Raw genomic sequence first — 25237 nt, 5'->3', positions numbered from 1 at the left:
TTAGGCACAAAAACATCCACGCATCAATTAATGCAAGGTTCAGCATTTCTGCCTCATTCTATAAGTTAATAAAATTATTCTACTATAAGTTGGATAATACAACACTTATAGTAAAAAGTAAAGATATTATTTTTAATAATATATGTTTTATTACTAAAAGTATATGGAATTATACAGCCTTCCTTTGAAAATAAAAATGACACAGAGGAGGGATAGCTCAAATGGAAAAAATCAGGGAACTTCGCCTCTTGAAGAAGATGACGCAGGAGCAACTGGCCGAGGCGGTGGATATCTCCGTCGGCTATATCTCGGCGCTTGAAAACGGGAAAAAGTCTCCTTCTATAAAAAGGTTGGAAAAGATTGCCGATGTACTGGGGGTCGCCCCGACGTCGCTTTTTGACGAAGAGGCAGAGCCGCCAGCACAGTGTCCCTTTATGAGGGACGGCATGTGGTGCGCTCCGGCTCCGGAGCTCGACGATATATCGAAAGAGGTCTGCACGCTTTTGCGTGGGGTACCGCTGGAGACAAAGATAAAGATACTGAATTATGCAAAAGATATGAAGATGCTATCTGACCTATCACCAAAGAGAGGCTGAGCTGCGGCAGTAAAAATGGAAGGCGTGGAAAAATCCACCGCCTCCCATTTTTTCATGGACTTTATTTAGTTTCCTGGTTCTTTGCCTCTTTCATCATCCGCTTAAAGATCGCCGAACAGTAGAGCGCGCCGAGCGGGTTATGGGCGATGACTCGGTCTTTCGCGGCGACCGGCACCACCGGCGCCTGGGAGTATTTTATGAAGAGCGCGTCGTGGCCGACGCAGAGGCCAAGCAACAGGTTAAGGTCTGTATTCGCCGCGTTGAGCACCTCGGCCTGTTCTATCGGGTTGCAGGATATCGGTCCGACCTTGTCGCTCTCCATCGCGCCCATCTCCGACTTTTCCACGCCGCAGACCTTACAGTTCACGGTGGAGATCTCGAAATAGTTTTCCAGTATCTGCGAGAGTTTGGCCGCCTCTTCCGAGAGGGCGGCGCAGAAAGCGATACCAAGTTTTTTGTATCCCATCTTCTGCGAGAAGAGTATGATCTCCTGAATACGGTTGATCTCCCCGTAATATTCGGCCTCCACCTCGGAGGCGGCGCGCATCATGCGCCTGTCCTCAGGATCTGCGTACAGCGCCGCGGCGTCGCAGGCGGTGCAGGCCATCCCCTCCCGGCATGGTTTTTCCGTACAGCGGTCACACCTCATCTATTAAGCACCCTCTTCATATTTTTTCATATCAGCCGGCAGCGGTGCGGTCACGGCAGAGCCGCGCAGCCCCGCCGGAAGCTCCGCGTCCGTGGGGAATATTATCGTCCGCGCGTGAAGCAGCGGGCGCTTCGCGCCGCGTCCGCTTCCGTACTTCGTATCCCCCACAATCGGATGTCCTATCGCCGCCAGGTGCACACGCGCCTGATGCGGCCTTCCGGTGACAAGCTCAGCCTCTACCACGCTGCGCATTCCGGAGGTGGAAAGTCTTCTGTAAAGAGTAAGGGCTGGCTGCCCCTCTCTGTCAGGACGGACGGTGTTGGCGGCGCCGTCCTTCAAAAGCGGCAGGTCGATACGTCCCGATTCCTCGGCGATGCCCTCGACCACCGCGTGGTAAAGCTTCCTTATTTTATGTTCGCGTATCAGCTCCGCGAGATGCCGCTGCGCCGCGCCCGTGAGCGCGATTATCACCGCGCCGGTGGTGTTGCGGTCCAGCCGCTGCAACGTCGCCGGCCGATAATCGCTGCGGCTCCAGCCCAGCTCCGCGAGGGCCCGCGTGATGAGCGAATCCCCGCCCTTTATGTCGGGCTGTGTCAGCAGCCCCGCCGGTTTGTTCACCACCCAAAGGTAATCGTCGCGGTAAAGGGTCTCAAGCGGCGGCTTTTTTGCGGTTTTTTCCGCTCCCCCGTCTGTTTTCTGGCCCCCGGCCTCTTCTTCCCACGGCACATAGAGAAGCTGCCCCTCTTCAAGACGCGCGTCGGCCTTCGTCTTTTTACCGTCAAGACGCACCTCGCCAGTACGCACCGCCTTCATGATCGCCCCAAGGGGCACCTGGGGCCAGAGGGTACGCAGTACGCGGTCAACGCGGCGGCCGTCGTTGTCCGCGGAAATTTTCAGCTCCGCGCCCATTTTACCTCTTCCAGAACCTGCGCTGCGTGGAGTTGTTCCAGGCCGATATCGGCTGGTCGTCGGTGAGGTTTTTAACAGAGTCGTTCCAGCAGAACATACGGAAGTCAAGCTCGTCCGCGGAGGAGACTATCATCGCCTCCGGCGTCGCGGGAACGACGGGCGAACCAAACTCACGCTGTCCGTGGTGTGAAAGCAGAATGTGGCCGAGGTGCATACGCGTCTTCTCGGTGAGTCCGTACTGCGCCGCAAGCTCGTTGAAGCGCATGTATCCCTGCGCGACGTGGTCGAGCAGCGCCCCCTCGACGGTCATTTCTGGGACGGATATCATCCGGTAGGAGTCCAGCTTGCCGATGTCGTGCAGCAGCGCTCCCGCAACGACGATGTCGATATCAACATCGTAACCGGCAGTCCTCATCGACTCCGCCATCGATTTCGCACACTCCGCGACGGAGAGGGTGTGCTCCAGCAGGCCGTTCGCGTAGGCATGGTGGTGGCTCACCGCCGCCGGCCAGTCGCGGAAGCGGCTCCAGAGTTCTCCGGTGAATACTTTACGCAGAAAATCGCCGGCCTCGCCGCCGCAGCCCTTCACAAGCGTCTCAAAACGGCCGGTCAGCTCCTCGATCGGGATCGGCGAGCGCGGGAGATAGCCCGCGGGCGGATATTTCTCCTGGCTGAGCAGCGTCAGTTTGTTAAAGTTGAACTGAAGCTGGCCGCGGTATTCCGCTACTTTGCCGTTTATGCCGACGGTCTTTCCCGCAAGCTGCAATATTTTCTCAACCGGCAGCCGGTCGTCGGCGCTCTGAGGTTCGGCCTCGGATTTATCAAGCCACTGGGCATCCGACCAGACCTTTGCCTCGATACTTCCGAATGAATCGGAGACGGTCACGTCGTAGTATGGTTTTCCATTTTTATCGCTCTTCTGCGAGAGTGCGCTGACGACAAATATCGCCTTGAAGAGGCTGCCCGCCGGAAGTTTTCGTACCTCCTGGCTGTTAAGCAGCAAATTAGCAGTCATTGTCCATCTTCCTTCCCTAAAAACAAAATCATATGCAGTTATGATATCATCTTTTTCCCTCATATTATCCAATCTTCTTAATAATTTCACCCATCCTGCCGCAGCGCATATCCGGCAGGCCGCACGATAGGTACGAATATAAACAACAGAACTCATTGTACGGACAATTAATACATCAGTCCTTCGTACCACATACTTCATGTAAAGCGTGTATAATACATTTATACCTTACTTTGGAGGGATTTTTCTATGAGTACAGTAAATTGGGACGCAAGACTTTCAGAGATAGCGCTAAATGTTAAACCGTCGCCGATACGCGCACTTCTTAAGTATACAAAGACACCCGGCGTCATCTCGTTTGCCGGCGGAAATCCCGACCCCGCGGTATTCCCCGTGGCGGAATTTGCGGAGGCCTCGCAGATACTGAGCCGCGAGGGTAAGGACGTTCTGCAGTACGGCGCTACTAACGGCTATGATCCGCTTAAGGAATATATATCAAAGTGGATGGCCCCGCGCATGGGGCGTGAGACAAAACCCGATGAAATGCTGATCACTACCGGCTCTCAGGAGGGCATGGACCTTCTATGCTCTGTGCTGCTCAATGACGGCGATACGATCATTGTCGAGGGGCCGACATATCCCGGAGCGCTGCACGCGATGCGCAACCGCGGCGCGCGCTTCCTCTCCGTGCCTTGCGACAAGGACGGACTTTGCGTAGACCTGCTGCCCGGAGTCATCGAACAGGGGCGCAAAGACGGACACAAAATCAAATTCATCTATTCGATCGTAAACTTCCAGAACCCCTCTGGAGCGACACTCTCCAAGGAACGCCGCGCCAAGCTGCTGGAGATCGCCGAAAAGTACGATCTGATAATATTCGAGGACGACCCATACGGACACCTCCGTTACAACGGAGAGCATGTCCCGACGATCTTCTCGATGGATAAGGGCGGCCGAGTAGTCTATGCCTGCTCCTTCTCAAAGATACTGGCCCCCGGCACACGCGTGGCATGGATCGTCGGCGCGCCGGAGCTCATTCAGAAGATGGTGATGATAAAGCAGGGCACAAACCTCTGCACGAGCGTCGTCGCTCAGGCCCTCGTTTATGAGTACTGCCGCCTCGGCCACCTCGACGGCTTCCTGCCGAAGATCATCGCCCACTATGGCAAGAAACGCGACGCGATGGATGCCGCCTTCAAAAAATATCTGCCCGCCAACACCCGTTACCATACGCCTGAGGGCGGATTCTTCTTCTGGCTCCAGGTGCCAGGGGTTGACTCGACGAAACTCTTCATGAAGGCGATCGACCACGGTGTGGCGTTTGTCACAGGCCCGGCCTTCTACGCCGAAGCGGGAGAGGGGCTCGACTATATGCGCACCTGCTTCACCTTCGCGCAGCCGGAGGAGATCGAAGAGGGAGCGAAACGCCTCGCCGCCGCCATCAAGGAGCTCTAAAGGTTTAGTCTCATAATAGGCGACAGACACATAAAATTAACGCCGGACGGAGTTATGCCGTCCGGCGTTTTATTTACAGGGCGGCACCGCAATGTTAGACTAAGATTACCAACGCTGGCATACGGCGGAGTAATTTATTTTAAATGACGGGATATAGGAGCGCATAGAATGGCAGAAGATACGATTACGGCGCTGGCCACGGCGTGGGGCGAGGGCGGCATCGCGATAGTGAGAGTTTCCGGCAGCGAGAGCGCGGCTATCGTTGACAAAATATTCCGCGCCAAACGGCGCTTTTCCGAACAGCCCGCGCGCTGCATGACGCTGGGAACGCTGCACACAAAGGACGGGACGCTCTTTGACGAGGTGCTGGCCGTGCGTTTTGAGCGGGGAAACAGTTATACGGGCGAAGAGAGCGCGGAGATACACTGCCATGGCGGCGCGCTTTCGGCGCAGCGCTGTATCGAGGAGCTCTGTTCGCTGGGAGCAAGGATGGCGCTGCCCGGCGAATTTACAAGAAGGGCCTTCATCAACGGCCGTATAGACCTCGCGCAGGCGGAGGCGGTCGCCGGCATCATCAAGGCACGCAGCGACGAGGCGCTGACCGCATCGGCGAGATCGCTGCAGGGATCATTCACGGAAAAGATACGGGGACTTATGGAGAGGCTTACCACGCTGGCGGCGACGCTTGAGGTCGACCTTGACTTCCCAGAGGAGGGAGAGGGCTTTATCTCCAAGAACGAGAGCGCTGTACGTCTCGATGAGCTCCTCGCAGAGTGCGAAGAGCTCATCTCCCGCTGCCGCAGCGGCATGCTGCTGCGTGACGGGCTGCGCGCGGCGATCATCGGGCGGCCGAATGTGGGAAAGTCGTCGCTGCTGAACGCCCTGCTCGCGGAGAACCGCGCAATCGTCACGGCGACGCCTGGCACGACGCGCGACAGCATCGAGGAGACCTTCATTTATAAGGGGCTGCCGGTGAGGATAATCGACACCGCCGGCATCCGCGAGACGACCGACGAAATCGAGGAGATCGGCGTGCAGCGCTCGCTCAAATCGATGGAGGAGGCCGATATCATCCTGCGGGTGATAGACAGTTCGGAGGGCGATCTCACGATGGAGGCGGCGCTGCCCGCCGCCGCGAAGAGGCAGATCATCATCCTGAACAAGAGCGACCTCCCCGCGAGGATTACCGAGGCCGATATCGCGGCGCATTTCCCCGACCATCCGCGCATCGCCGTCTCCGCCGCCCACGGAAGCGGGCTTGACGAGCTGAAGGAGCTCATTCTTAAGACGGCGCTCTCCGGCGGGGAGCTTGCCGGAGGTTACTCCGTCACCGCGCGGCAGATGGAGTGCCTCGCAAGAACAAAAGAGGCGCTCTCTGCCGCACGCGCGGCGCTCTCTGCCGGGATAGGAGACGATCTCGTCCTCTCCTGTATATCGGATGCCAGGGCTCAGCTGTCGTCGCTGCTCGGCATCGACGCGAGCGAGGATCTGCTTGACAAGATATTCAGCAGCTTCTGCGTCGGCAAATGATCCTGCGCCGGTCTTCGCCCCGGTAAAACTGCCGTTCTGTCAACTTTAGCGTAATGGAACATCTAAATGGAAAATGACACCCGAATATTTGCCCTGTCCGCTGACGATGACGCCGCGCTGGTGGCGTGTTGCGCACTGCTCGCCAAACGGCTGAAGGCTGGAGAGTGCCCGCGCGTACTCTTCGGCGGCAACAGTCCGGACGGCGGCCCATGCCGCAGAGCCTTCGTCGCCTCGGATACAGAAGAGGCCATCGAAGCACTGAATGCCTCTCCTCCAAAGACCGGCAAAAAGCTAAAACTCGTTTTTGCGATGCCGGGCCAGGGCTCGGCCGGTCCCGTGCCGGTCGAATCCCTCTGCGCGGAGCTGCCGGTCTTCCGCGAGTATATTGAGCGCGCCCAGTGCGTGCTCGACCGCCACGGACGGCTTTCCGTGAATGATATCCTCTCGCGCGGCAAGGCACGCAGCAGCATGGAGGAACAGCTCTTCGTCCTCATATATGGCGCGGCGCTTGCGATGCAGTACCGCGCGTGGGGAGCGCATCCGGATATGATGATCGCCCATTCTCTCGGAGAGCTGACGGCGCTGGTCGTCTGCGGCATGGCCTCCTACGAGGAGATGCTCGGCTTCGTCTGCCGGCGCGCACTGATCATCGATTCCCTCGCGGAGTCCGGCGCAATGGCCCATGTCGCGGCGGACTCCGCGGAAATTTTCCGGCTGACGGCGGCGTATGGCGGGAGGCTCTCCGTCGCCGCCGTCAATAGCAGCCGCTCCGTCGTCGTATCCGGCGAGCTCAGGGCGCTCTCCGACTTCGAGAGGGTGCTTGACCGAAAGGCGATGCCGCACAGAAGGCTGCGCGTGCCGAAGGCCGCCCATTCCGCAATAATGGAGCCGGCGCTCGCGCCGATAGTGGCGCTGGCCTTTCCAACCCTTCGTGACGGCTGCTGTCCGCTCTTCTCCTCCGTTACCGGCGCGCCGCTCACGGCGCGGGAGGTGGAAGCCCCTGAGTGGCGCCGGCGGCACTGCCGCGATACGGTACGTTTCGATCTCGCCCTCGCCGCGTTATCCGAAGCTTTAGGTGACAACGACGCCATCGTCATAGAGTTTGGCGTTCATCGCGTGCTGGCGGCGGCTGGCGTAAAAGCGCTGCCCGGCGGCAGATGGTACGGAGCCTCATCGATGGCCCGCTATCATGAAAACCGTTCCCCCGAATACTGCTTTAAACGCGGGATACAAGAGACTCTTGCCGCGCTGTGGGAGTGTCATATCCTCTCTGAAATTCAATCTGCTGATTGGTATATTACCAATAAAAACTTTTTGCAGAACATCATAAAATAAACAGAATCCGCACAGAAAAATGTAAGTTATGGTAATATATCAGATAATCAGAAAAAGTAGGAGATGATATCATGGAGCGGATGCGAAATACCTTTAGATATATGACGTTACTCATGCTTGCCTCCGTGATGTTCCTCTCTTTCTTTGGAAACTTCGAAGAGATAAACGATCATTACCGATTTGCTTTTGGCGGTGACCGGACTGAATCTTCCGCTTCGGCAGAGGCCGTCATACAGAGCGGCGATCTGGCCATGCTATCCGCCCTCCAGTCCTTTGTGCAGACGGGACGGAAAATCGTCAAAGGCGGACTTGGCGGCTGCATTCTTTCTCCTGTATACATGGAGGCCAGCCCCTGCCATGACGCTCTGCGGAAGCTCCGTCTTTCAGCGCAGACCATCACTCCTGAAGACCGTTATATAAACACCGTTAAAAAGCTGGAATAGGCTCTCTCATACAGACGGCAAATCCATCTAAGGCTGATTTATCCTGTCAGCCTAAGTTTACCTGTCTTTTGAGAAAGGAGTCTTTATAATGGCAGCCAATTCCGAACGTATCGAAATGGCGGCGCTTATGGACGATGAGGTAACCGGCGTCCGTAAGCCTGATAATCTTTTTGATAAAATCACGGTCAGCTTCTACTCTATCGTCTGTTTCTGCATGTCGATGCTGCTTGTGCTGATCATCAGCGCGGCGACGATCATGCGCTATTTCCTCCAGATGGACCTCTACGGATATGAAGAATGGGTCAAGATCTTCGCCTTCTGGCTCTACTTTATGGGGGCCGGTTACGGCTCCTTCGCGGGTACACATGTATCGGCGGACCTGGTTCAGTCCTATATGCGCGAGAGCAGGAAGAAAGATGCGGTGATCTTCATCCGCACGGTCATCACCTTCGGTGTGACGCTGCTCTTTACCTGGTATGGCTGGGAATTTTTCATCTTCGGATTCATGGGGCCGTTGGGCACCTTCGTCGCGCTGCCGCGTACGGTGGCCTGGCGTATCCCCCTCTGGACGGTCTATATCGCGATATTCCTCGGTCTGCTCTCAATGTCGTGGTACTTTATGCTGGAAATGATCAGTGCAGGGAAAAAACTATTCCTTAAAGAGGGAGGAAACCGCTCATGATTTATATCGCGCTTCTCATACTCATCGCCTGCCTCACCATCGGCGTGCCGGTCCCCGTAAGTTTCATGGCCTCCTGCGCCTGGCTCATCTTCTTCGGCGGTCCGGACGGCGCTGGGTATCAGGCAACACAACTGCTCCCCTATGGCTTCACACAGATGAACTCAGTATCTCTCATCGCCATCGCGATGTTCATTCTCGCGGGCGGGATCATGGAACGCGGCAAGATCGCTGAAAAACTCATTGACATGGTCGACGTCTTTGTCGGTCATATCCGCGGCGGTCTCGGCATCGTCGCCGTAGTCTCCTGCGCCGTATTCGGCTCCATCTGCGGCGCGGCCTGCGCGACCCTCTCCTGTATCGGCGCAATCATGTTTCCGCGCCTCCGCTCCGGCGGTTACCCGATGGGACACGCATGCGCCCTGATGGCAAACGCCTCTTTGCTTGGACTGCTTATCCCGCCGAACGCGACGCTGATCATCTTCGCCTGGATAAGCGGCATCTCCGTCCTCGCCTGCTTCCTCTCCACCGTAGGGCCGGGAATAATCACCATTATCCTGCTCAGCGCCATCAATGTCTGGATGCTGCGCAACAATAAAGAGGTATTTGTCGAGGTAAAACGCACTGGCAAAGAGCGTATGGAGATGTTCATGAAACGCGGCCGCCTCGCCATACCGGCACTTGTCATGCCGGTAATGGTACTCGGGGGCATCTACGGCGGCGTCATGACGACGACCGAGGCCTCGGCCCTTGCCGTTCTCTACTGCATCCCGATCGGCCTCTTCGTCTACAAAGGGCTCAACTGGAAGACCCTTTTCAACATCATCGTCGAAAGCGCGATCACAACGGGCGTTATCATGGTCATGCTCTACTCCGTCTCGATGCTCTCGCGCCTTTACATCCTTGAGGATCTCCCCGGACGCGTACTGCACCTCTTCTATTCGATCTCGACCAACCCCATCATCGTCATGATGATGATCAACGTCTTCCTCGTGCTGATGGGAATGCTGATGGACGATATCAGCGTCGTCGTTTTGACTACGCCGATCCTGCTTCCGATCATCATGGACCTCGGCTTCAACCCGGTCCATTACGCGGCGATCGTCGGCGTGAACACCGCGCTCGGCTGTATCACGCCGCCTGCGGCGCCGGTCCTTTATTTAAGCGGACGAGTGGGCGGCGCGGCGATAAACGAGATCATGAGCCCCGCGCTGAAATTCATGGTCCTCTGCTGGATACCGGTACTGCTTGTGACCGCCTACATCCCGAAAGTAGTGCTCGCCCTGCCGCATCTCATCCTCGGCATTCCCTGGTAAGATAAAAAGAGATTTCGGCAATAACAGAGACAAAAAGTACAACGCGGAGCCTTCGGGCTCCGCGTTATGCTTTTCGTCATATTCTGTATTTTGATACTTAATAGGCCTTCGCGAAGATCGCCTTTCTAGCGCCCTCTTTGCCGGTATAGAAGCATTTGCCGCGCTCCTCGGCGTGGGCGAAGGGGAAGCAGCGCGGCGTCGCGCCGGTCGCCTCTTTGATGGCCTTTTCGTCCGCTTTTGAACCTCCGAAGAACACCTCGATGAAGCCGCCCTTCTCCTCCAGAAGCCGCTTGAATTCTTCCATGTTTTCCGCCCTGTGCGTATTGGCAAGACGGAACTCAAGAGCGCGGTTGTAGAGGTTCCGCTGTATCTCGTCAAGCAGCGCGGGGATCGCCGTCGGCGCGTCAGCCCAGGCGATGTCTATCTTTTCGCCGGTATCGCGGCGCACGACACGCAGCTTCTCCGCCGCGTATTCCTTTTCTCCAAGTTCGAGGCGAAGCGGCACGCCCTTCTGAAGGTGCGAGAAGAAGCGGTCGCCAGGGCGCATATGGAATTGGGTGTCTACGTTGACGAAACGTCCGCCAAGCGCCTCGTTGAGCGCCGCCTTGAGTTCGGCGGCCTTCGGCATCAGCTCTTTGTCGATCTTCTCGTCGCTCGTCGAGATGGGGATGATGACCGCCTTGACGGGGGCGATGCGCGGCGGCAGCACGAGGCCGTCGTTATCCGCGTGGGTCATGATGATAGCCCCGATGAGGCGCGTTGAGACTCCCCAGCTTGTTGTATAGGCAAATTCCATTTCGCCGTCCCTGTTCTGGAACTGTATCTCAAAAGCCTTCGCGAAGTTCTGCCCTAGGTAGTGGCTCGTACCGGCCTGCAGCGCCTTTTTATCGCTCATCATCGTTTCGCAGGTGTAGGTGTTGTCGGCTCCGGGGAAACGCTCTCCCTCGGTCTTCTCCCCCTCAAGAACTGGCAGCGCGAGGTAATCGGTCATGATGTGGCGATAGACCTCGAGCATACGCAGCGTCTCCTCGACGGCCTCATCTTTGCTCGCGTGGGCCGTATGTCCCTCCTGCCAGAGGAACTCCGAGGTGCGGAGGAAGAGGCGCGGGCGCTTTTCCCAGCGCATGACGTTGCACCACTGATTTATCAGGATCGGCAGATCGCGCCACGACTGGACCCATTTGCTGTACATATAGCCGATGACGGTCTCGGAGGTGGGACGCACGATAAGCGGCTCCTCGAGCTCCTCGCCGCCCGCGTGGGTAACGACGGCGCACTCGGGAGCAAAACCTTCGACATGCTCCGCCTCTTTGGAGAGGAAAGACTGCGGTATCAGCAGCGGGAAGGCGGCGTTGACATGTCCGGTCTCTTTGAAGGCGTCGTCAAAATGTTTCTGCACAAGTTCCCATACGGCGTAGCCCGTCGGCCGCACGACCATACAGCCTCTTACCGGCGCGTAGTCAGCCATTTCCGCGACACGGATAACGTCGAGATACCACTGTGAATAATCTTTTTCCTTTGGTGTAATGTTTTTAGCCATCTATAATTGTTCCTCCGATCGGGTTATAAAACCCTGGTTATTCTATTGCTTTGCCTCTTGAGCGTTCACTTTCCTTTTTACAGTCGTTTTGTATTTTACCACTCTTTTGACAAAATTTGCGATAGGGAATACAGACATTGCAGAACGCATAAATATACCCGGCAAGGCGGGCGGCTCTATCTCCATATTAATGCTTGATGGATTCAGCGCGGCCGATATTGTCTTTTCCTTACACACATAAAAATCACTTTAGTACATTACGCCAACTTGACAATTCCACAATTTGGCGTATCCTTTTTAATATAGTCCCTGATTAAAGTTCTAAAATACGGAGGCAGAACTATGTCAAACCAGTGGAAAGACGAATTCACCGACCAGCTTTGCGATTCCATAGTCGCCATTACAGACCGTGACGAAGCATACCGTTTCCTTGAGGATGTCGCCACATTTTCGGAAATCAAAGCGTTCTCGCAGAGACTCCAGGTCGCCAGCCTTCTCATCAAGGGTTTTTCCTATCCGCAGATCGTACAGGCCACCGGAGCAAGCACCGCGACGATCAGCCGCGTAAAGAAATTTGTCGAATACGGCGCCGACGGCTACCGCGACGTGCTGCGTAAGCTCGAAGCGATGAAGGCAAGCGAAGATAAGTAATCCTGGCAATATGCCTAAGAAGAGAAAAATTTTTCTGCCCTTCGCCCCCTCCTGTCTTGCGGAAATATCTGAGCTGATTATGGAGGGAGAGGTCTACTATACCTGCGCTGACACGGAGACGGCGGCGGGTCTGGAGAGGCGGCTTAACGAAATCGCCTGCTGCTCGGGAGGCTGTGTAACGGCGGAGATGACGCTTGAGGCGATAGCGCCGTCGGTCGTCAGCTGTGCTGAAAGCCTGGGAGCCATTGAGATGCTCGTCTACGCGCCGGAGCTTACGGCGCGGGGAGAGCTCTTCCTCGACCTCGTTGAGGAGGACTTTACGGCGCACACGGCGGCGCTAAACGGGCTCTTTATGCTCTGCAAATGCGCTCTGCCCTATATGATGGGCGGCGAATCCCCCGAGATCGTCATCGTACGGCCGCGCGGGCAAAAAAACCTTACCTCCGACATGTACGGCGCGGCGGTCTCGGCTATCGCGGAGAGCATGAACAACGAGCTCGCGGAGTACGGCGTGCGCGTAAGGTTAAGCTGAAAAGCCCTCTGCCCTCAAAATGATGGCATAGGCGGCAAGATCATCAATATTCCTTGGCGGCGTGCGCAGCGAGAGCGGGACAAGCTTCATGATTCCGCCCGGCGGGTGCAGCCGCCAGAATATTTTCCGCGCCTCAAGCGTCGTGCCATATTCATCCGTCTTGCTATATTCAAAGGGGAATTCCCTCGCGAACTCTCTTGAAGAGGTACCGTTGCCAATGTAGATCTTTTCGGCACGGCGTCCTTCTATGTTTTTTATACTGCCCTCTTGCCGCCATTCCTCCAAAAGGCTCCAGTCGCCTCTCTCAAAGGACTTGATGAGAACGGTACGTTTCTCCGCGGGGATTATCGCGGAAAAGAGCAGCGCATCGCCATCAGCGAAGGCCACGCCGATCTTCCAGCGTCCGGGGTCAATCCCAGCAATCATCAAAGGTGCCTCTCTCAACGGATTCCCAGCGCGGATACATCCACATCCACTGATCGGGATAGGCGCGTATGCCCTCTGATATGACGGCGTTCAAGTCGTCCGTGCTCGCCTGGATATCCTTGCCGAAAGGCTCGCCGTTTCGTCCCTTCATCGGCGGATAGAACTTCATCTCGAAGGTTATGCCGTCAGGCCGGCGTACACAGATACCGGGAATGACGTCGCAGCCAAGCTTCGCGGCGAGCTTAGCGGGACCTACAGGAGTGCTGGCCGGCGAGCCAAGAAAGGGCGAGACCACCCCCGCCCTTTTCGCGTCCTGGTCCACAGGGACGGCGATGATCTCGCCGTTCTGCAGCGCCTTCATCATCGCTCTCAGGTCGTTGGCCTTACCTAGCGCCTTCGAGCCGCCCGCGCGCCTCAGCTCTTTTATTAATTCGGTGATACGGTCGTCACGCTGGTCTGTACCAAGGGAATTTATCGGCAGCCCCTGATGGGCGAGCCAGCAGGCGGCGTATTCCCAGTTGCCGATATGCGCGGTGGCAAGTATTGCGCCTCGCTTAGATTCCACCGCTTCAACAATATACTCGTGGCCGCTGCTGCTGACCAGAGAGTCCATCTTATCCGCCATGACCGGCATCCTCGCAAACTCCGCGGCGGCGCGGCCAAAGTGATTGTAGGAGCCAAGCACGATCTCCCGCGCCCTTTCGCGCGGCACGCCGAGTATCTTCGCACAGCGCTCCTGCGCCTCGGAGACCTTACGGACGGAGAAGCGGGCGACGAGGGAACCGAGAGCGCCGCCAAGCGCGACCGCCTTTTCGTGCGGCAGCGCGCATACCAGTTTTCTGAACATATTGAGCGAGTGCCATATAAAAGGCTGACTTTGTGCCATTCGGTTTTCCTTTCAGTGTCGTACTATTATATTGGCGAGTATCGGCACCACAACGAGCACGGTGACAATCCGGCAAATATTGAATAATACGGAGATCGCGGGATTCGCGCCGATATCCACCGCCACCACGGCAATACCGGTGAGACCGCCCGGCGTCGTCGCGAAGAGCGAGGTAAGAAAGTCCATGTTGCAGAAGCGGGCAAAGAACCAGGCCAGCCCAAGCGTAAAAACGAGAAGCAGCAGGCTGTAGGCGATCGCCGCGGGAAGATACTTGGGCAATTCCTTTAAGGATGAAAAATCACTTCCGCGGACCAGAACGTAGGCCACAAGCGCCTGGGAAAGATAGGAAAGCCAGTCTATCTTCGGGTCAAGCCCCATCGTGAAAAAAGCTTTGACTATGAGGCCTCCGAGAAGGCCGCCCACCATCGCGCCGGCGGGGAAATTTAATTTATAGCCGATTCCGCTGCCGAGAACGACGGCGAATATTGTATAAAATTGCGAAGACATTGGCACACCTCCTATTCCGGTAGATTATTATACAATAAAAAGCGGCCTCTTCCATGAGGAAAGAGGCCGCCTGTGGTCTTTATTTACATCCTGCTACGCGGAAGCTCCCTCTAAATCCTCCGAAGAGGAATCATCGCGGGCGCTCTTTCTGAAATAGAACATCACGACGACGATGCCGGCCATCGCGGCGACGCTGATCCAGAAGTCGTGATAGATGGAAAGCAGCGCGAGTATACCGAATACGACCCGTTCATAGGTTTTAAGATCCCGGAAGAACCAGCCTTCGAACGAACCGGCAAGCGTGATAACGCCAAACAGCGCCGATACTACAAGGACCGTAAGATCCACAATTTCAACATTCTGCAGCAGCAGCATTGGATTGTAGACGAAGCAGTAGGGCAGCAGGTAAGAGGCCAGCGCGATCCGCGTCGCCGTCATACCGGTCTTCGCCGGGCTCGCGCCCGCGATGCCCGCGCCGGTGAAGGCGGCAAGACATACCGGCGGCGTCAAGTCGGCCATGATGCCGAAGTAGAAGACGAAGAGATGCGCCGAGAGCGGTAGCACCTTCATGCCGATCAGTGCCGGGGCGATGATCGTACTGCAGACGATATAGTTTGCCGTCGTAGGCAGCCCCATCCCGAGCACGAGGCAGGCGACCATCGCCATAACCAGCGTCAATACCAAGTTCCCGCCGGATATATCAATTATGTTGTTGGAAATTGTAAGCCCCAGCGAGGTCAGCGACGAGGTGCCGACGATGAATCCCACGAGCGCGCAGGCCAGCGCCACGCCAAGACCGCCGCGGGCGCCCTCCACAAGCGCGTTGAAATTATCCTTCAGCGTCATCCGTGTATTTTTTTTCAGAGAGCTCACGATGATAACCGCTACAACGCCGATAAAACCGGCTCTCAGCGGGGTATATTTCATCAGCAGCGTGATGATGACGACGATCACCGGTACCAGCAGATGACCATCGCTTCTCATTACCTCTCTTACCGACGGCAGGTCGCTCTTAGGTATACCGCGCAGCTTCTTTTTGCGGGCCCTGATATGGACGTTTGTGAATATCGCCGTGTAATAGATGAGGGCGGGGATAATCGCCGCCGCGGCGATCGAGAGGTAGGGAATGTTGAGGAACTCGCTCATGATGAAAGCTCCCGCCCCCATGATCGGCGGCATCAGCTGGCCGCCGGTCGAGGCGCAGGCCTCAACGGCTCCGGCATAGTAGGGAGCGTAGCCGACCCGCTTCATGAGCGGGATGGTGAAGGTTCCCGTTGTGGCGACGTTGGCGACAGAGGAGCCATTTATCGTGCCGAGCAGCCCCGAGGCGACGACCGCCACCTTGGCGGGGCCTCCCGGTTTGCTGCCGGCGATGGCGAGCGCAAGTTCGTTGAAGAATTTAGCGCCGCCGCTCTGCGACAGATAGGCGCCGAATATTATAAACACGATGACAAAGGTAGCCGAGACGCCAAGCGCCAAACCGAAGATTCCCTCGGGCGTCAGGTACATATGCTGTATGATGCGGCTCAGGGAGTAGCCGCGTATCTGGAATATACCCGGCGCATAATTTCCGAAATAGCAATAGGCCAGGAAAATCACGCTCATACAGGGCAGGACGTTCCCAACGACACGGCGGCCAGCCTCCAGCACCAGCAGGATCGCGGCGATACCAAGGTATATCTCATAATCGATCGGTTCGGCGCCGCGGCGCGCAATATCGTTGAAAAAGAAGACGATGTAGCCCGTAACACAGCCGGCGGCAATGGCCAACAGCCAGTCGTACCACGGAGTTTTCAGCTTTGAGGATTTTTTCGTCGCTGGGAACAGGATGAATACGGCGACGATCGCAAAGGTAAGGTGCACCGCGCGCTGAATGGTGATGGGCATTGTCGCGATACCGGCGGTGTAGAGGTGAAAGAGCGCCATGGCGGCGAGCCATAGCGAGATAAATAATCCCTGCGCGCCCGTCAGCCTGCGGTAGCGGCTCTCCGCGTCATATTTTTCCACGAGGCTGCTTACCTGCGCCTCGTCCATACTGACATCTTCCAATAGAGATTTACTGTGTTTTTTATCTTCCATATACTTTCCTCCTAAAAATACTGGCGAAAGAGGGCGCGGGAGTTTTGGACTCCCGCGCGGTCAGGTCTAAGTCTGTTTGCCGCCGTAAGTTATTTCACCGCGCCGATCTCTTTGTAATACTTAAGGGCGCCGGGATGAATCGGAACCTGGATGTATTTCAGGTTCTCGGGCGACATTGAGGAAAGTCTTGAGGAGACATTAAGGATGTCCTGCTTCTTCTCATAGAGGGCCTTCGTCATCTGATAGGCTGTATCGGTGTCGAGCTTATCGTTCGTTATGAGGACGTTCCAGCTCGCCATCGCCTTGACGGGTTTTGTCTGTCCCTTATAGGTGTTCGCGGGAATATCGAAGGGCAGATAATAGGGAAGCTCCTTGCAAAGCTTGTCTATCACTTCCGGCTCGAAATCACGAAGCTCAGCGGTGCCAAGCGTCGCGATCTCCACCACGCCGGCGATGCCAAGCGCGCCTACCGTAAGACCGGCGTCGATATTCTTATCGGCGAAGGCGGAGGCGGTGTCGGAGAGTCCGAGATTTTCGGCTTTGATGTCCTTGTCCGGGTCAATGCCGTTTGCCTTGAGAAGGGTACGGACCGTTACCTCCGTACCGCTGCCGACGGCGCCGACAGAGACGCGCTTGCCCTTAAGGTCTTTGATGCTCTTTATATTGCTGCCCTTGGCAACAAGGAAATGTATCGGCTCCGCGTAGAGGGGCGCGAGACCGCAGAGGTTTTTCATCGCTTTGCCCTCAAAGGCTCCCTTACCCTCATAGGCGAAGAAATAAAGCCCGTCCGCAAAGATCACCTCAGCCTCACCCTTGCCGAGCAGCGCGAGGTTCTGCGCCGTGCCGCCGGTAGACTGGGCATTTGCCTTCATACCGGAAATGCTGGAGTTCCAAACCTTAGCCATCGCCGCGCCGACCGGGTAGTATGTTCCTCCCGTAGAGCCGGTGCCGATGTTGATGAAAGTCGCCGCCGAAGCCGAGGCCGCAAATGAGAAGATGAGAGCCGTTACCAATACCAGTTTGATGAAATTCTTCATAAATGATACATCCCCTTTTAAATCGAATTTTTGTTGGGTGATACCTCTAAAAAACTAGCCTCCTTTCGTATTGAAAAGCTGAAGACGCTTAATCATGGATACCAAATGATTGTTTTCTAATTATAATGACTCACCCATGAAATACAAAAAGCAATATGTATAAATTTAATTCTACATCTTTTTATATAATAACGGTGCAAATTAAGTATACAGCGTATATAATATAATGTTGAAATCTTCGGTTTCAATATTTCTCTCAATAATGCTAAATACCATTTGTGAATTTTCTCTGACAAATTCGCGCCGGAGCCGCAAAGCTCTCCGGCGCGAATTTAAACTGCGTCCGAGGCTATTTCACCGCGCCGATCTCCCGGTAAAATTTAAGGGCTCCGGGGTGCAGCGGTATTCTGATATCCTTCACATGCTTCGGGTCCATGGCGTTCATCCTGGCGCTGATCACCACCAAATCCCCCTTATGCCGGAAGAGAGCCTTCGTCATTTCATATACGGCAGCCTCGTCAAGCTTCTCGTCAACCGCGAGGATGTTCGGGCTGCTGAAGGTCTTAACGTCGCGAGTCTGCCCCTTGTAGCTTCCAGCCGGTATCGTTAGCGGCGCAAAATATGGCGTCGTCTCGATCATCTTTTTAACGACCGCGTCGGGAACATCAATAAGTTCGGCAATCCCCAGCGTCATTGGTTCCACAACGCTTGAAATGCCGATCGCCCCCACCGTGATCGCCGCGTCTATCTGCCTGTCCTGCAGCGCCGCCACCGACTCGCTGTGTCCCAGATGATCCTTTTTGATATCCGCGGGGTCGATGCCGGCGTTTTTAAAAAGGTTGTCGGAGGTAAGCTCCACGCTTCCGCCGACGGCGCCAACCGAGACCCTCCTGCCCCTGAGGTCGGCAAGACTCTTTATGCCGGAGCCTTTACGCACGACGATATGTATCGCCTCGGGATATAGCGGAGCCATCGCGCGCATAAACTTCTTTGGCGTACCCTTGTAGCTGTCCCGCCCGTTATAGGCGTCATAATAAAGGCCGTCGGCAAAGATAACCTGCGCCTCTCCGGTTTCCATCAGCTGGATATTGTTGCGGGTACCGCCGCTGGACTGGGCGTTCGCCCTCATATCCGTGATGCCGGAATTCCAGATCTTCGCGATACCCGCGCCTACAGGATAATAGGTCCCGCCGGTGGGACCAGTGCCAATATTTACAAACTGTGCGGCCGCCGCCGGAAGCGCGGCGGCCGTAAACGCCAAGGCCGCTCCCAGTGACAATATCATTTTTGTTGCCTTGTTCATTAAAATTCCTCCTGTTGTTAAGCAAATGTTCGATATTTCAAACCCAATAACATTCACGACGCAAAGATAACCGGCTTTTACGCAAGCACAATGACATACACCTGCCGTATCACGGTGAACTCCAATCAAGAGCGGGCTGAATATCCGAAAGCTTAAACTACAGGATCACAGGGAAAAGAAAGAGGCGGAGACCGCATGTTCCGCTCCCATTACAGCCGCTCTCGCTCCGGCGCACTCCGTGCGCCGCCGGAAAAACGGCCTGTCAAAGGCTTGCAGAAAACATGTGGTCACCCCCTCCTGAAAAAGTCAAGAAACATATAAAATTATAATGTGTATTTCATTAAAGTCTTTGTTCAATATTACAAAAAGCTCTCACGTGCCTCCTCAGGGCCGCTCTCGTAGAGATTTCCCCCGTGGCAGTCGGCGAGCACTACAAGCGGCATATCCTCAACCTCAAGCCGCAGGACCGCCTCGGGGCCAAGATCGTCGTAGGCGACGCGCTCGGCACTCTTTACCGAATCCGCAAGCAGTACCGCCGTACCGCCCGTAGCGCCGAAATATACGGCCTTATGCTCTCTGACAGCCTCCAGCACCTCCGACGTGCGCTTTCCTTTGCCGATCATGCCGCGCAGCCCCTTCGAGAGCAGCAGAGGCGTATAGGGGTCCATACGGCCGCTCGTCGTCGGTCCGATGGGACCGATCACCGCCCCGGGAGGCGTAGGCGCGGGCCCCGCGTAATAAATCACTTCATTATCGATGGAAAAAGGAGGCTCGCCGCCGTCCTTAAAGGCCTCCGAGATCCTCTTGTGCGCCGCGTCGCGTCCCACAAGAATCTTCCCCGAAAGCCTCACTATATCTCCGGCGTGGAGCGCCTCCACATCCTCGTCGCTGAGCGGCAGTCTTATATGCTTGACCTCAATCATTTTCCACCCTCCCCTCCAATCTTCCGTGCGCATGGCGCAGCGCGTGGCAGCAGAGGTTGACCGCCACCGGCATTCCCGCGATATGCGTCGGACGGATGACGATATGCGCGTCAAGCGCCGTAACCGTGCCTCCGATACCCGCGGGGCCGATACCCAAGCGGTTGACCTCGCGCAGTATGCGCTCCTCCATCTGCGCATAGGCGGAGACCGCGTGACGTTCGCCATAGGGCTTCAACAGAGCCTCTTTCGCGGCAAGCGGCGCGGTCTCAAAATTCCCGCCGATGCCGACGCCGATCACCACCGGCGGACAGGGATTCGAGCCAGCCTGTTCCACCGTCTCCACGACGGCCCTTATCACGCCGTCGACGCCGTCCGCAGGCTTAAGCATATATATGCGGCTCATATTCTCGCTGCCCATACCCTTTGGCGTTATCGTGATATCAAGAGCGTGCCCCGGCACGACACGCCAGTGAATCACCGCCGGCGTGTTGTCGCCGCTGTTCCTGCGGTCGATGAGCGGATCGGAGACGACGGATTTGCGCAGATAACCGTTGCGGTAGGCCTTGCGCACACCCTCGTTTATCGCATCTTCAAGACCGCCGCCCTCCACGTGGAGATCCTGCCCGAGCTCAATGAATAAAACTGCCATGCCGCAGTCCTGGCAGATCGGCATATATTTTTCGGCGGCAAGCTCCGCGTTCCGTATGATCTCATCATAGGTCGAACGGGCCAGCGGCATCTTCTCCGCCGCGCGGGCCTCGGTAAGCGCCCGCTTTACCTCCTCCGGCAGATACATATTGGCGGTGAGCGCAAGCTCACAGACCTTCTCCGTCACCGCCTCTGCCGCTATCCTGTATATCTTCGACATATCGCGCCTCCTTATCGGCTGTTGTCCCTTTTCATTCCATAATAATACCAGATACAGGAGGCTAAATTAAAGACCACGACGACGGCGAGGCTCATCTGATACCCCGCCGGGGAGAAATGCCCCTCTCTGACGGGATACAGGTCGATCACCACGCCTATGAACCACTGAACAATGAAAGAAAAAAGATGGTGAAGTTCAGCAGTGATAGCACGCGGCCAACCTCGTCACCCGCATACATCGTGCGCGTTATCGGAAAAGAGATCATCGTCATCGTCGAGAGGAACATCACGATGCCCCACAGCGGAGCCGCGCATCTGCCGTTTATCAGCGTTATCGCCGCCAGCACAAGGGTCAGCAGCACGCCGGATAACAGATAAAGCTGCTCCCAGGTGAGCCAGCCCCTGCTTTTGAACCATCCCGCAAGGATACCGTTGCCAAAGTAACCGAGGGCAGCGCCGCCGAAGGCCAGCATCATATACATCCCCGCCTCGCTGACCTCCATTCCCGCAACATCGAGCATCCACGGTCCCACCCAAAGATAGAGAAAGGCGAACATCACGCTCTGTGCCGCCGTCACCGTCGGCGCTACGAGCCAGAAACGGCGGTCGCCAAAGAAGCCGAACATCTTCCACAGCTGCTTTACAAATGAATCCACTTTCACAGCGCCTCCGGGCCTGTCATTAGGGACGACGAACCAGACCAGCGACGCACTGCAAAGACAGACGGCGGCAAGCATGACGAACACCTGCCGCCATCCGAACAGACCGAAGGCCACCGAGATCGGCCGCGTGGCAAACATGCCGCCAAGTCCGCCCATCAGAGACTGGACGCTGTAGACCAGCGGGAGCCTCTCAGCGGGCAGCCACGAGGCGTAGGCCTTAAAGGCCGCCATGAGGCTGCCTGAGAGGCCGATACCGATAAGCGCGCGGGAGAGGGCCAGCGCCGCAAAACCCTCCGCCGCGGCGAATACCAGCGCGCCGGCGACGGCAAATAGCAGCATCGGCGCGAGCGTGGCGCGGGCTCCGTACCTGTCAAGAAAGACGCCGAGTGGAAACTGCGCGAGTCCGAAAAATATCAGATATATGGAGCTCATGAAACCAAGATCGGAGGGAGAAAGCGTAAATTCCGTAACCAGCATCGGCGCCATCGTCGCGTTGGCGCTGCCGAGGAATACCGACAGGAAATACCCAACCCCAAAGGGAATAAAGAGCCGCAGAAAGAGCGGCGTGAGCAAAATGTTTTTATCTTTCAAAATGCCCCTCCTATACGTCTATGTCGTTTATGTCGTTGACTAGAGAGATATTATATATCACTTTAGTATTGACAGAACAAATTGCCATTTGTGGAAAAAACTACTCGTTCAGCGATTTATAAGATGTATTATAAATAGGATAAAAGATAACTATTCCCAAGACAACTACAAGTGCAAAAAACGCTGATGGTGCTGCAACTTGTGAAAAAATCATCGTTTCGTTCCATTTCTGAATAAACGCGCCTGAAAACCACTGGCTCAGCAGCACATTTAAAAACAGGATAACATTGCATGCCCCAGTTACCGTCCCAACCAAATCTCCGCCAACTATCTTAAATAGGAATATATTGCATAAAACATTTATAATCCCCAATGTCATACCAATTATAAATGTTAAAGCTGCTAAAGATTCCCATTGCCAACAATAACTCACGCCAATGATCAATGCAGCCAAACTTATTATCTGTATAATATAGAACCCCCGAAGGTATGCTGCCGATTTAGAAAATTTGTTGCCTGTGCAGCCAATGATACACGCTCCGGCGAGGACGCCGATACCGCCCATTGACATGCAGTTTCTTGCCGTCTCTTGTGACAATAAGCAGGCGCTGCTTATCCAGCTGACACCCCATAACCCGATCAGGTTCATCTGGAGTATCATGGTTAGGGACCACACAATTACGACGACAAGGAGCGGCCTGCTGTTAAATATGATCCGAAACCCCCTCAACACACCGCTGCTGCGAGAAACTTGCTCCTTTTCAGACTTTATAAACAATAGACGGCGGTTCATCATATAAAGCATAAAAATTATAATTACAGAAAAAATCGCAAGGATATAATGTACGTTCTTATAGCCTAACATATCAATCGCCGAACCCAATGGCGTTATCGACACTACGCCTCCGAAGTGGCCAAACATTATGGTGAATCCCATAAATTTTGAAAACAGATGCGGAGGCAGCGCTTTAGCCTGAAAAACCATCAACCCGCAGAAAGTAGGCCCCGCTCCAACCCCGAGTAAGAGACGCGCCACGCACAACATGAAAGCGTTCTCTGAGAGCGAGAAGAGCAACAGCCCGCAGGTAAACACTACAAGTCCGCACATCTCTACGTTTAATGGTCCTTTATCGTCGCACATCTTCCCGCAGAACGGCTGTGACATCGTATAACCGTAAAAATACATTCCAGATATAAGACCAACGGCAGTTGAGGACAACCCTATCGAAGAAGAAACCACAGGAAGAACGACGCCGCCGGAGGTTCTTATCAAGCAGCTTAGGAAATAGGACATAATCAACAGCGCATAAGTGGTATAAACGGTTATTCCATCAAATTTTTTCATTAATATCACCCTTACGAAGAATAAAAAGGGACCGCCAAAAGTGTGATTCACAATGACAGCCCCTCCACCTATCCGCGATATTACATAAACGGACTATTTACAAAGATCGCCGTAAAGATGCGGCAGCCGTTTTTCAAAAACCTTGAGAAACTGCCTGTTTTCGTTTATGTTTGTAACATCCACTTCGGCAAACTTTCCGTCGCGCGTGCCGCTGCAAGAGGCAAGAACATCGCCGGTCGGCGACGACACGAAGGACTCGCCTCCGAAATCAATGTCGCCGGAATAGTCACAGTTATTTACCGCCACGGTAAAGAACATATTTTCTATCGCATGGGCGCGTATCATCGTCCGATAGAGGTCCATACGAGAGCGCGTCCACTGGCTGCAGATAAACAGCGTCTCCACTCCCTTCAGGGCATATACGCGGATCCACTCAGGGAAACGGATGTCGTAGCAGATAAGGCTCCCGCAGGTGATGCCGTCCATATCAAAAACACAGGGCTTTTCTCCATGCTCAAATACTCCGTCTTCTACCGTTATAAAAGGCACGAGGTGAACTTTGTCGTAAAATGTGACCAGTTCGCCCCGAGGATTGATGATCAGGGCTCTGTTGTAATACTTCCCGTTATCTTCCGCCATCACAGAACCGCCGGTAAACCAGCAGCCGTATTTCTTTGCCAGGCGCCCAAGGAACTCCGTCGTTTCAGCCGCGTTTCTGTCAGCCAGCTTCGGAACAATATCAAGCGCGTAGCCGGTGTCCCAGAGCTCCGGGAGAACAAGCGCGGTCGTAATCTCCGCCGGTCTGTAATACTCGGAGAGCCAGCGCTCAACACTCTCCATATTTGCCTGCCTGTCCCCGAGAACGACCGGTATCTGGACGAGTCCCGCTCTAAATTTTTTTTCCATTATTCCTGCCTCCCAATTTTAGTATCCAAAGTCTTTTTTAGCCTTTAAGACAGTATCCAGCGTTCTTTTGTTTTCCGCTGAGATATCGCTGAAAGCCTTATATACCGGCTGTGAAGCCTTCTCAAATTCAGCCGCCTCTTTAGAACTGAGACGATAGACCGTCATACCGTTCTCGCCAAGGTATTTGATTATTTTTTCGTCCTCTTCAGCCACATACTTTCGCTGCTGCGTTATATTTTCTTTAGCCGCCTTTATAATTACCTCTCTTTCGCTATCAGAAAGTTTATCAAACCATCTTTTGTTGGCGACCATCAGCCCCATAAAAAGGCCGTGTTTTGAGACTGTGAGGTACGGCTGTACTTCGTTAAATTTCTGCGCCTTTATAACAGAAAGGCCATTTTCTCCGCCGTCGACGACTCTCTGCTGAAGAGCTACATAAAGTTCGCCAAATTCAACGGGGGTCGGATTGGCATTCCACGCCTTGTACGTAAGCTCCAGAGTCTTTGACGGCATAATCCTTATTTTCATGCCGGAGATATCCTTCAAAGATTTGATCTGTTTAGTACCTGAATGGAGGCTCTTATAGCCATAGGGAGCGATGCCGAGGAGGACAAAGTTCTGCTTTGCAAGTTTCTCGGCAAGAATTTTTGTTAAATCCCCGTCTATTACCTTCCACGCCTTATCATAGTCGGTCGGAAAGAGGAAGGGCAAATCTAAGACTCCCACTTCGGGAACAAACTTCGAAGCCGCCGACGCCGCGACATAAATCGTTTCAATTGCGCCGCTCTGACATGCTTCATAGTGTTCCCTCATTCCTCCAAGCTGGCTTCCAGGAAAAATTTGAAGTTCCATCGCGCCGTTCGAATACTTTTTTATATTATCTTTCATTGTAGCTGCCGCAACACCTCCGGCGTCATCCATATTGACGGTGATCGCATGCTTGACCTTTTTTACTGCGGCTTCCGAAATTCCCGCAACAGCGACGACACACGCTAAAACCAGTACTGCCAACTTAAAGCTCTTTTTCATAGTCAATTTTCCTCCCTGAGTATTCA

At 54.9% G+C, this 25237-nt stretch carries 26 protein-coding genes; 9 read left to right on the top strand and 17 right to left on the bottom strand.

Features of this window, described 5'->3' with window-relative positions:
- Positions 1-221: 221 nt before the first annotated feature.
- Positions 222-596: a helix-turn-helix domain-containing protein gene (locus BED41_RS05025; protein ID WP_066743708.1), complete on the top strand. Its 375-nt coding sequence runs from the start codon at positions 222-224 to the stop codon at positions 594-596.
- A 61-nt stretch (positions 597-657) separates the two neighbouring features.
- On the opposite strand, the gene BED41_RS05020 is transcribed toward BED41_RS05025, so the two are convergent.
- Genes BED41_RS05020 through BED41_RS05010 form a run of 3 tightly spaced genes read right to left on the bottom strand, consistent with a single transcriptional unit; the run spans position 658 to position 3169 of the window.
- Entirely contained in the window at positions 658-1245 is a 588-nt protein-coding gene (locus tag BED41_RS05020) for a DUF1847 domain-containing protein (protein WP_066743706.1), read from the bottom strand.
- Between the two features lie 3 nt (positions 1246-1248).
- Entirely contained in the window at positions 1249-2154 is a 906-nt protein-coding gene (locus BED41_RS05015) for an RluA family pseudouridine synthase (protein WP_066743705.1), read from the bottom strand.
- A gap of 1 nt (position 2155) precedes the next feature.
- A complete protein-coding gene (locus BED41_RS05010) occupies positions 2156-3169 on the bottom strand; it encodes a 3'-5' exoribonuclease YhaM family protein (RefSeq protein WP_066743703.1) in 1014 nt (337 codons plus the stop codon).
- A 249-nt stretch (positions 3170-3418) separates the two neighbouring features.
- On the opposite strand from BED41_RS05010, the gene BED41_RS05005 reads away from it, so the two are divergent.
- From BED41_RS05005 to BED41_RS04980, 6 genes are all read left to right on the top strand, one after another.
- Entirely contained in the window at positions 3419-4624 is a 1206-nt protein-coding gene (locus BED41_RS05005) for an aminotransferase-like domain-containing protein (RefSeq protein ID WP_066743701.1), read from the top strand.
- A gap of 168 nt (positions 4625-4792) precedes the next feature.
- Entirely contained in the window at positions 4793-6154 is a 1362-nt protein-coding gene (gene mnmE / locus BED41_RS05000) for a tRNA uridine-5-carboxymethylaminomethyl(34) synthesis GTPase MnmE (RefSeq protein WP_066743698.1), read from the top strand.
- Between the two features lie 66 nt (positions 6155-6220).
- A complete protein-coding gene (locus BED41_RS04995) occupies positions 6221-7489 on the top strand; it encodes an acyltransferase domain-containing protein (protein ID WP_066743696.1) in 1269 nt (422 codons plus the stop codon).
- A gap of 71 nt (positions 7490-7560) precedes the next feature.
- The gene (locus tag BED41_RS04990; protein WP_066743694.1) at positions 7561-7932 is read left to right on the top strand and encodes a hypothetical protein; all 372 of its coding nucleotides are present in this window, start codon (positions 7561-7563) and stop codon (positions 7930-7932) included.
- Between the two features lie 88 nt (positions 7933-8020).
- A complete protein-coding gene (locus tag BED41_RS04985) occupies positions 8021-8614 on the top strand; it encodes a TRAP transporter small permease (protein WP_066743693.1) in 594 nt (197 codons plus the stop codon).
- Positions 8611-9927 carry a TRAP transporter large permease gene (locus BED41_RS04980; RefSeq protein ID WP_066743691.1) on the top strand — a complete coding sequence of 439 codons (1317 nt, stop codon included), beginning with the start codon at positions 8611-8613 and terminating at the stop codon, positions 9925-9927. Before BED41_RS04985 ends, BED41_RS04980 begins: the two co-directional genes overlap by 4 nt.
- 97 nt (positions 9928-10024) lie before the next feature.
- Here BED41_RS04980 and proS read toward each other — a convergent pair whose 3' ends face one another.
- Entirely contained in the window at positions 10025-11467 is a 1443-nt protein-coding gene (proS, locus tag BED41_RS04975) for a proline--tRNA ligase (RefSeq protein WP_066743689.1), read from the bottom strand.
- 342 nt (positions 11468-11809) lie between these two features.
- On the opposite strand from proS, the gene BED41_RS04970 reads away from it, so the two are divergent.
- Together BED41_RS04970 and BED41_RS04965 are read left to right on the top strand one after the other, a co-directional pair.
- Positions 11810-12118, top strand: a complete 309-nt coding sequence (locus BED41_RS04970) for a YerC/YecD family TrpR-related protein (protein WP_066743687.1) — start codon at positions 11810-11812, stop codon at positions 12116-12118.
- A 10-nt stretch (positions 12119-12128) separates the two neighbouring features.
- Positions 12129-12650, top strand: coding sequence for an SDR family NAD(P)-dependent oxidoreductase (locus tag BED41_RS04965; protein WP_066743685.1), 522 nt, complete (start codon positions 12129-12131; stop codon positions 12648-12650).
- Here the strand turns inward: BED41_RS04965 and BED41_RS04960 are convergent.
- The 13 genes from BED41_RS04960 to BED41_RS04905 form a co-directional block, all read right to left on the bottom strand.
- Positions 12642-13076, bottom strand: a complete 435-nt coding sequence (locus tag BED41_RS04960; protein WP_066743683.1) for a RuvC family protein — start codon at positions 13074-13076, stop codon at positions 12642-12644. The two genes, BED41_RS04965 and BED41_RS04960, sit on opposite strands and share 9 nt — an antisense overlap.
- Positions 13060-13962 carry a lysophospholipid acyltransferase family protein gene (locus tag BED41_RS04955; protein ID WP_066743681.1) on the bottom strand — a complete coding sequence of 301 codons (903 nt, stop codon included), beginning with the start codon at positions 13960-13962 and terminating at the stop codon, positions 13060-13062. The genes BED41_RS04960 and BED41_RS04955 overlap by 17 nt, the downstream gene beginning before the upstream one ends.
- Positions 13963-13974: 12 nt before the next feature.
- Positions 13975-14469: an AbrB family transcriptional regulator gene (locus tag BED41_RS04950; protein WP_066743679.1), complete on the bottom strand. Its 495-nt coding sequence runs from the start codon at positions 14467-14469 to the stop codon at positions 13975-13977.
- Positions 14470-14562: 93 nt separating this feature from the next.
- Positions 14563-16548 carry a TRAP transporter permease gene (locus tag BED41_RS04945; protein WP_066743677.1) on the bottom strand — a complete coding sequence of 662 codons (1986 nt, stop codon included), beginning with the start codon at positions 16546-16548 and terminating at the stop codon, positions 14563-14565.
- Positions 16549-16637: 89 nt separating this feature from the next.
- Positions 16638-17585, bottom strand: coding sequence for a TAXI family TRAP transporter solute-binding subunit (locus BED41_RS04940; RefSeq protein ID WP_066743675.1), 948 nt, complete (start codon positions 17583-17585; stop codon positions 16638-16640).
- 349 nt (positions 17586-17934) lie between these two features.
- Positions 17935-18888 carry a TAXI family TRAP transporter solute-binding subunit gene (locus BED41_RS04935; RefSeq protein ID WP_229712400.1) on the bottom strand — a complete coding sequence of 318 codons (954 nt, stop codon included), beginning with the start codon at positions 18886-18888 and terminating at the stop codon, positions 17935-17937.
- A 359-nt stretch (positions 18889-19247) separates the two neighbouring features.
- A complete protein-coding gene (locus BED41_RS04930; protein WP_066743673.1) occupies positions 19248-19811 on the bottom strand; it encodes a Fe-S-containing hydro-lyase in 564 nt (187 codons plus the stop codon).
- The gene (locus BED41_RS04925; protein WP_066743671.1) at positions 19804-20679 is read right to left on the bottom strand and encodes a fumarate hydratase; all 876 of its coding nucleotides are present in this window, start codon (positions 20677-20679) and stop codon (positions 19804-19806) included. The genes BED41_RS04930 and BED41_RS04925 overlap by 8 nt, the downstream gene beginning before the upstream one ends.
- An 11-nt stretch (positions 20680-20690) precedes the next feature.
- Positions 20691-20831, bottom strand: coding sequence for a hypothetical protein (locus tag BED41_RS16390; RefSeq protein WP_157102263.1), 141 nt, complete (start codon positions 20829-20831; stop codon positions 20691-20693).
- Between the two features lie 2 nt (positions 20832-20833).
- Positions 20834-21931, bottom strand: coding sequence for an MFS transporter (locus tag BED41_RS04920; RefSeq protein WP_066743669.1), 1098 nt, complete (start codon positions 21929-21931; stop codon positions 20834-20836).
- A 100-nt stretch (positions 21932-22031) separates the two neighbouring features.
- On the bottom strand, positions 22032-23276 hold the full coding sequence (locus BED41_RS04915) for an MFS transporter (protein WP_157102262.1): 1245 nt from the start codon (positions 23274-23276) through the stop codon (positions 22032-22034).
- A 93-nt stretch (positions 23277-23369) separates the two neighbouring features.
- Complete coding sequence (locus BED41_RS04910; RefSeq protein ID WP_066743665.1) at positions 23370-24182, bottom strand: nitrilase-related carbon-nitrogen hydrolase; 813 nt, start codon at positions 24180-24182, stop codon at positions 23370-23372.
- An 18-nt stretch (positions 24183-24200) separates the two neighbouring features.
- Positions 24201-25211 (bottom strand): TRAP transporter substrate-binding protein, encoded by a 1011-nt coding sequence (locus BED41_RS04905; protein WP_066743663.1) that lies wholly within the window; start codon positions 25209-25211, stop codon positions 24201-24203.
- Positions 25212-25237 lie beyond the last annotated feature (26 nt).

Origin of the sequence: Cloacibacillus porcorum, assembly GCF_001701045.1 — a bacterium.
GTDB classification, from domain to species: domain Bacteria; phylum Synergistota; class Synergistia; order Synergistales; family Synergistaceae; genus Cloacibacillus; species Cloacibacillus porcorum.
The sequence above is the reverse complement of the archived record's forward strand: the minus strand, read 5'-3'. Positions and strand labels throughout refer to the sequence as shown.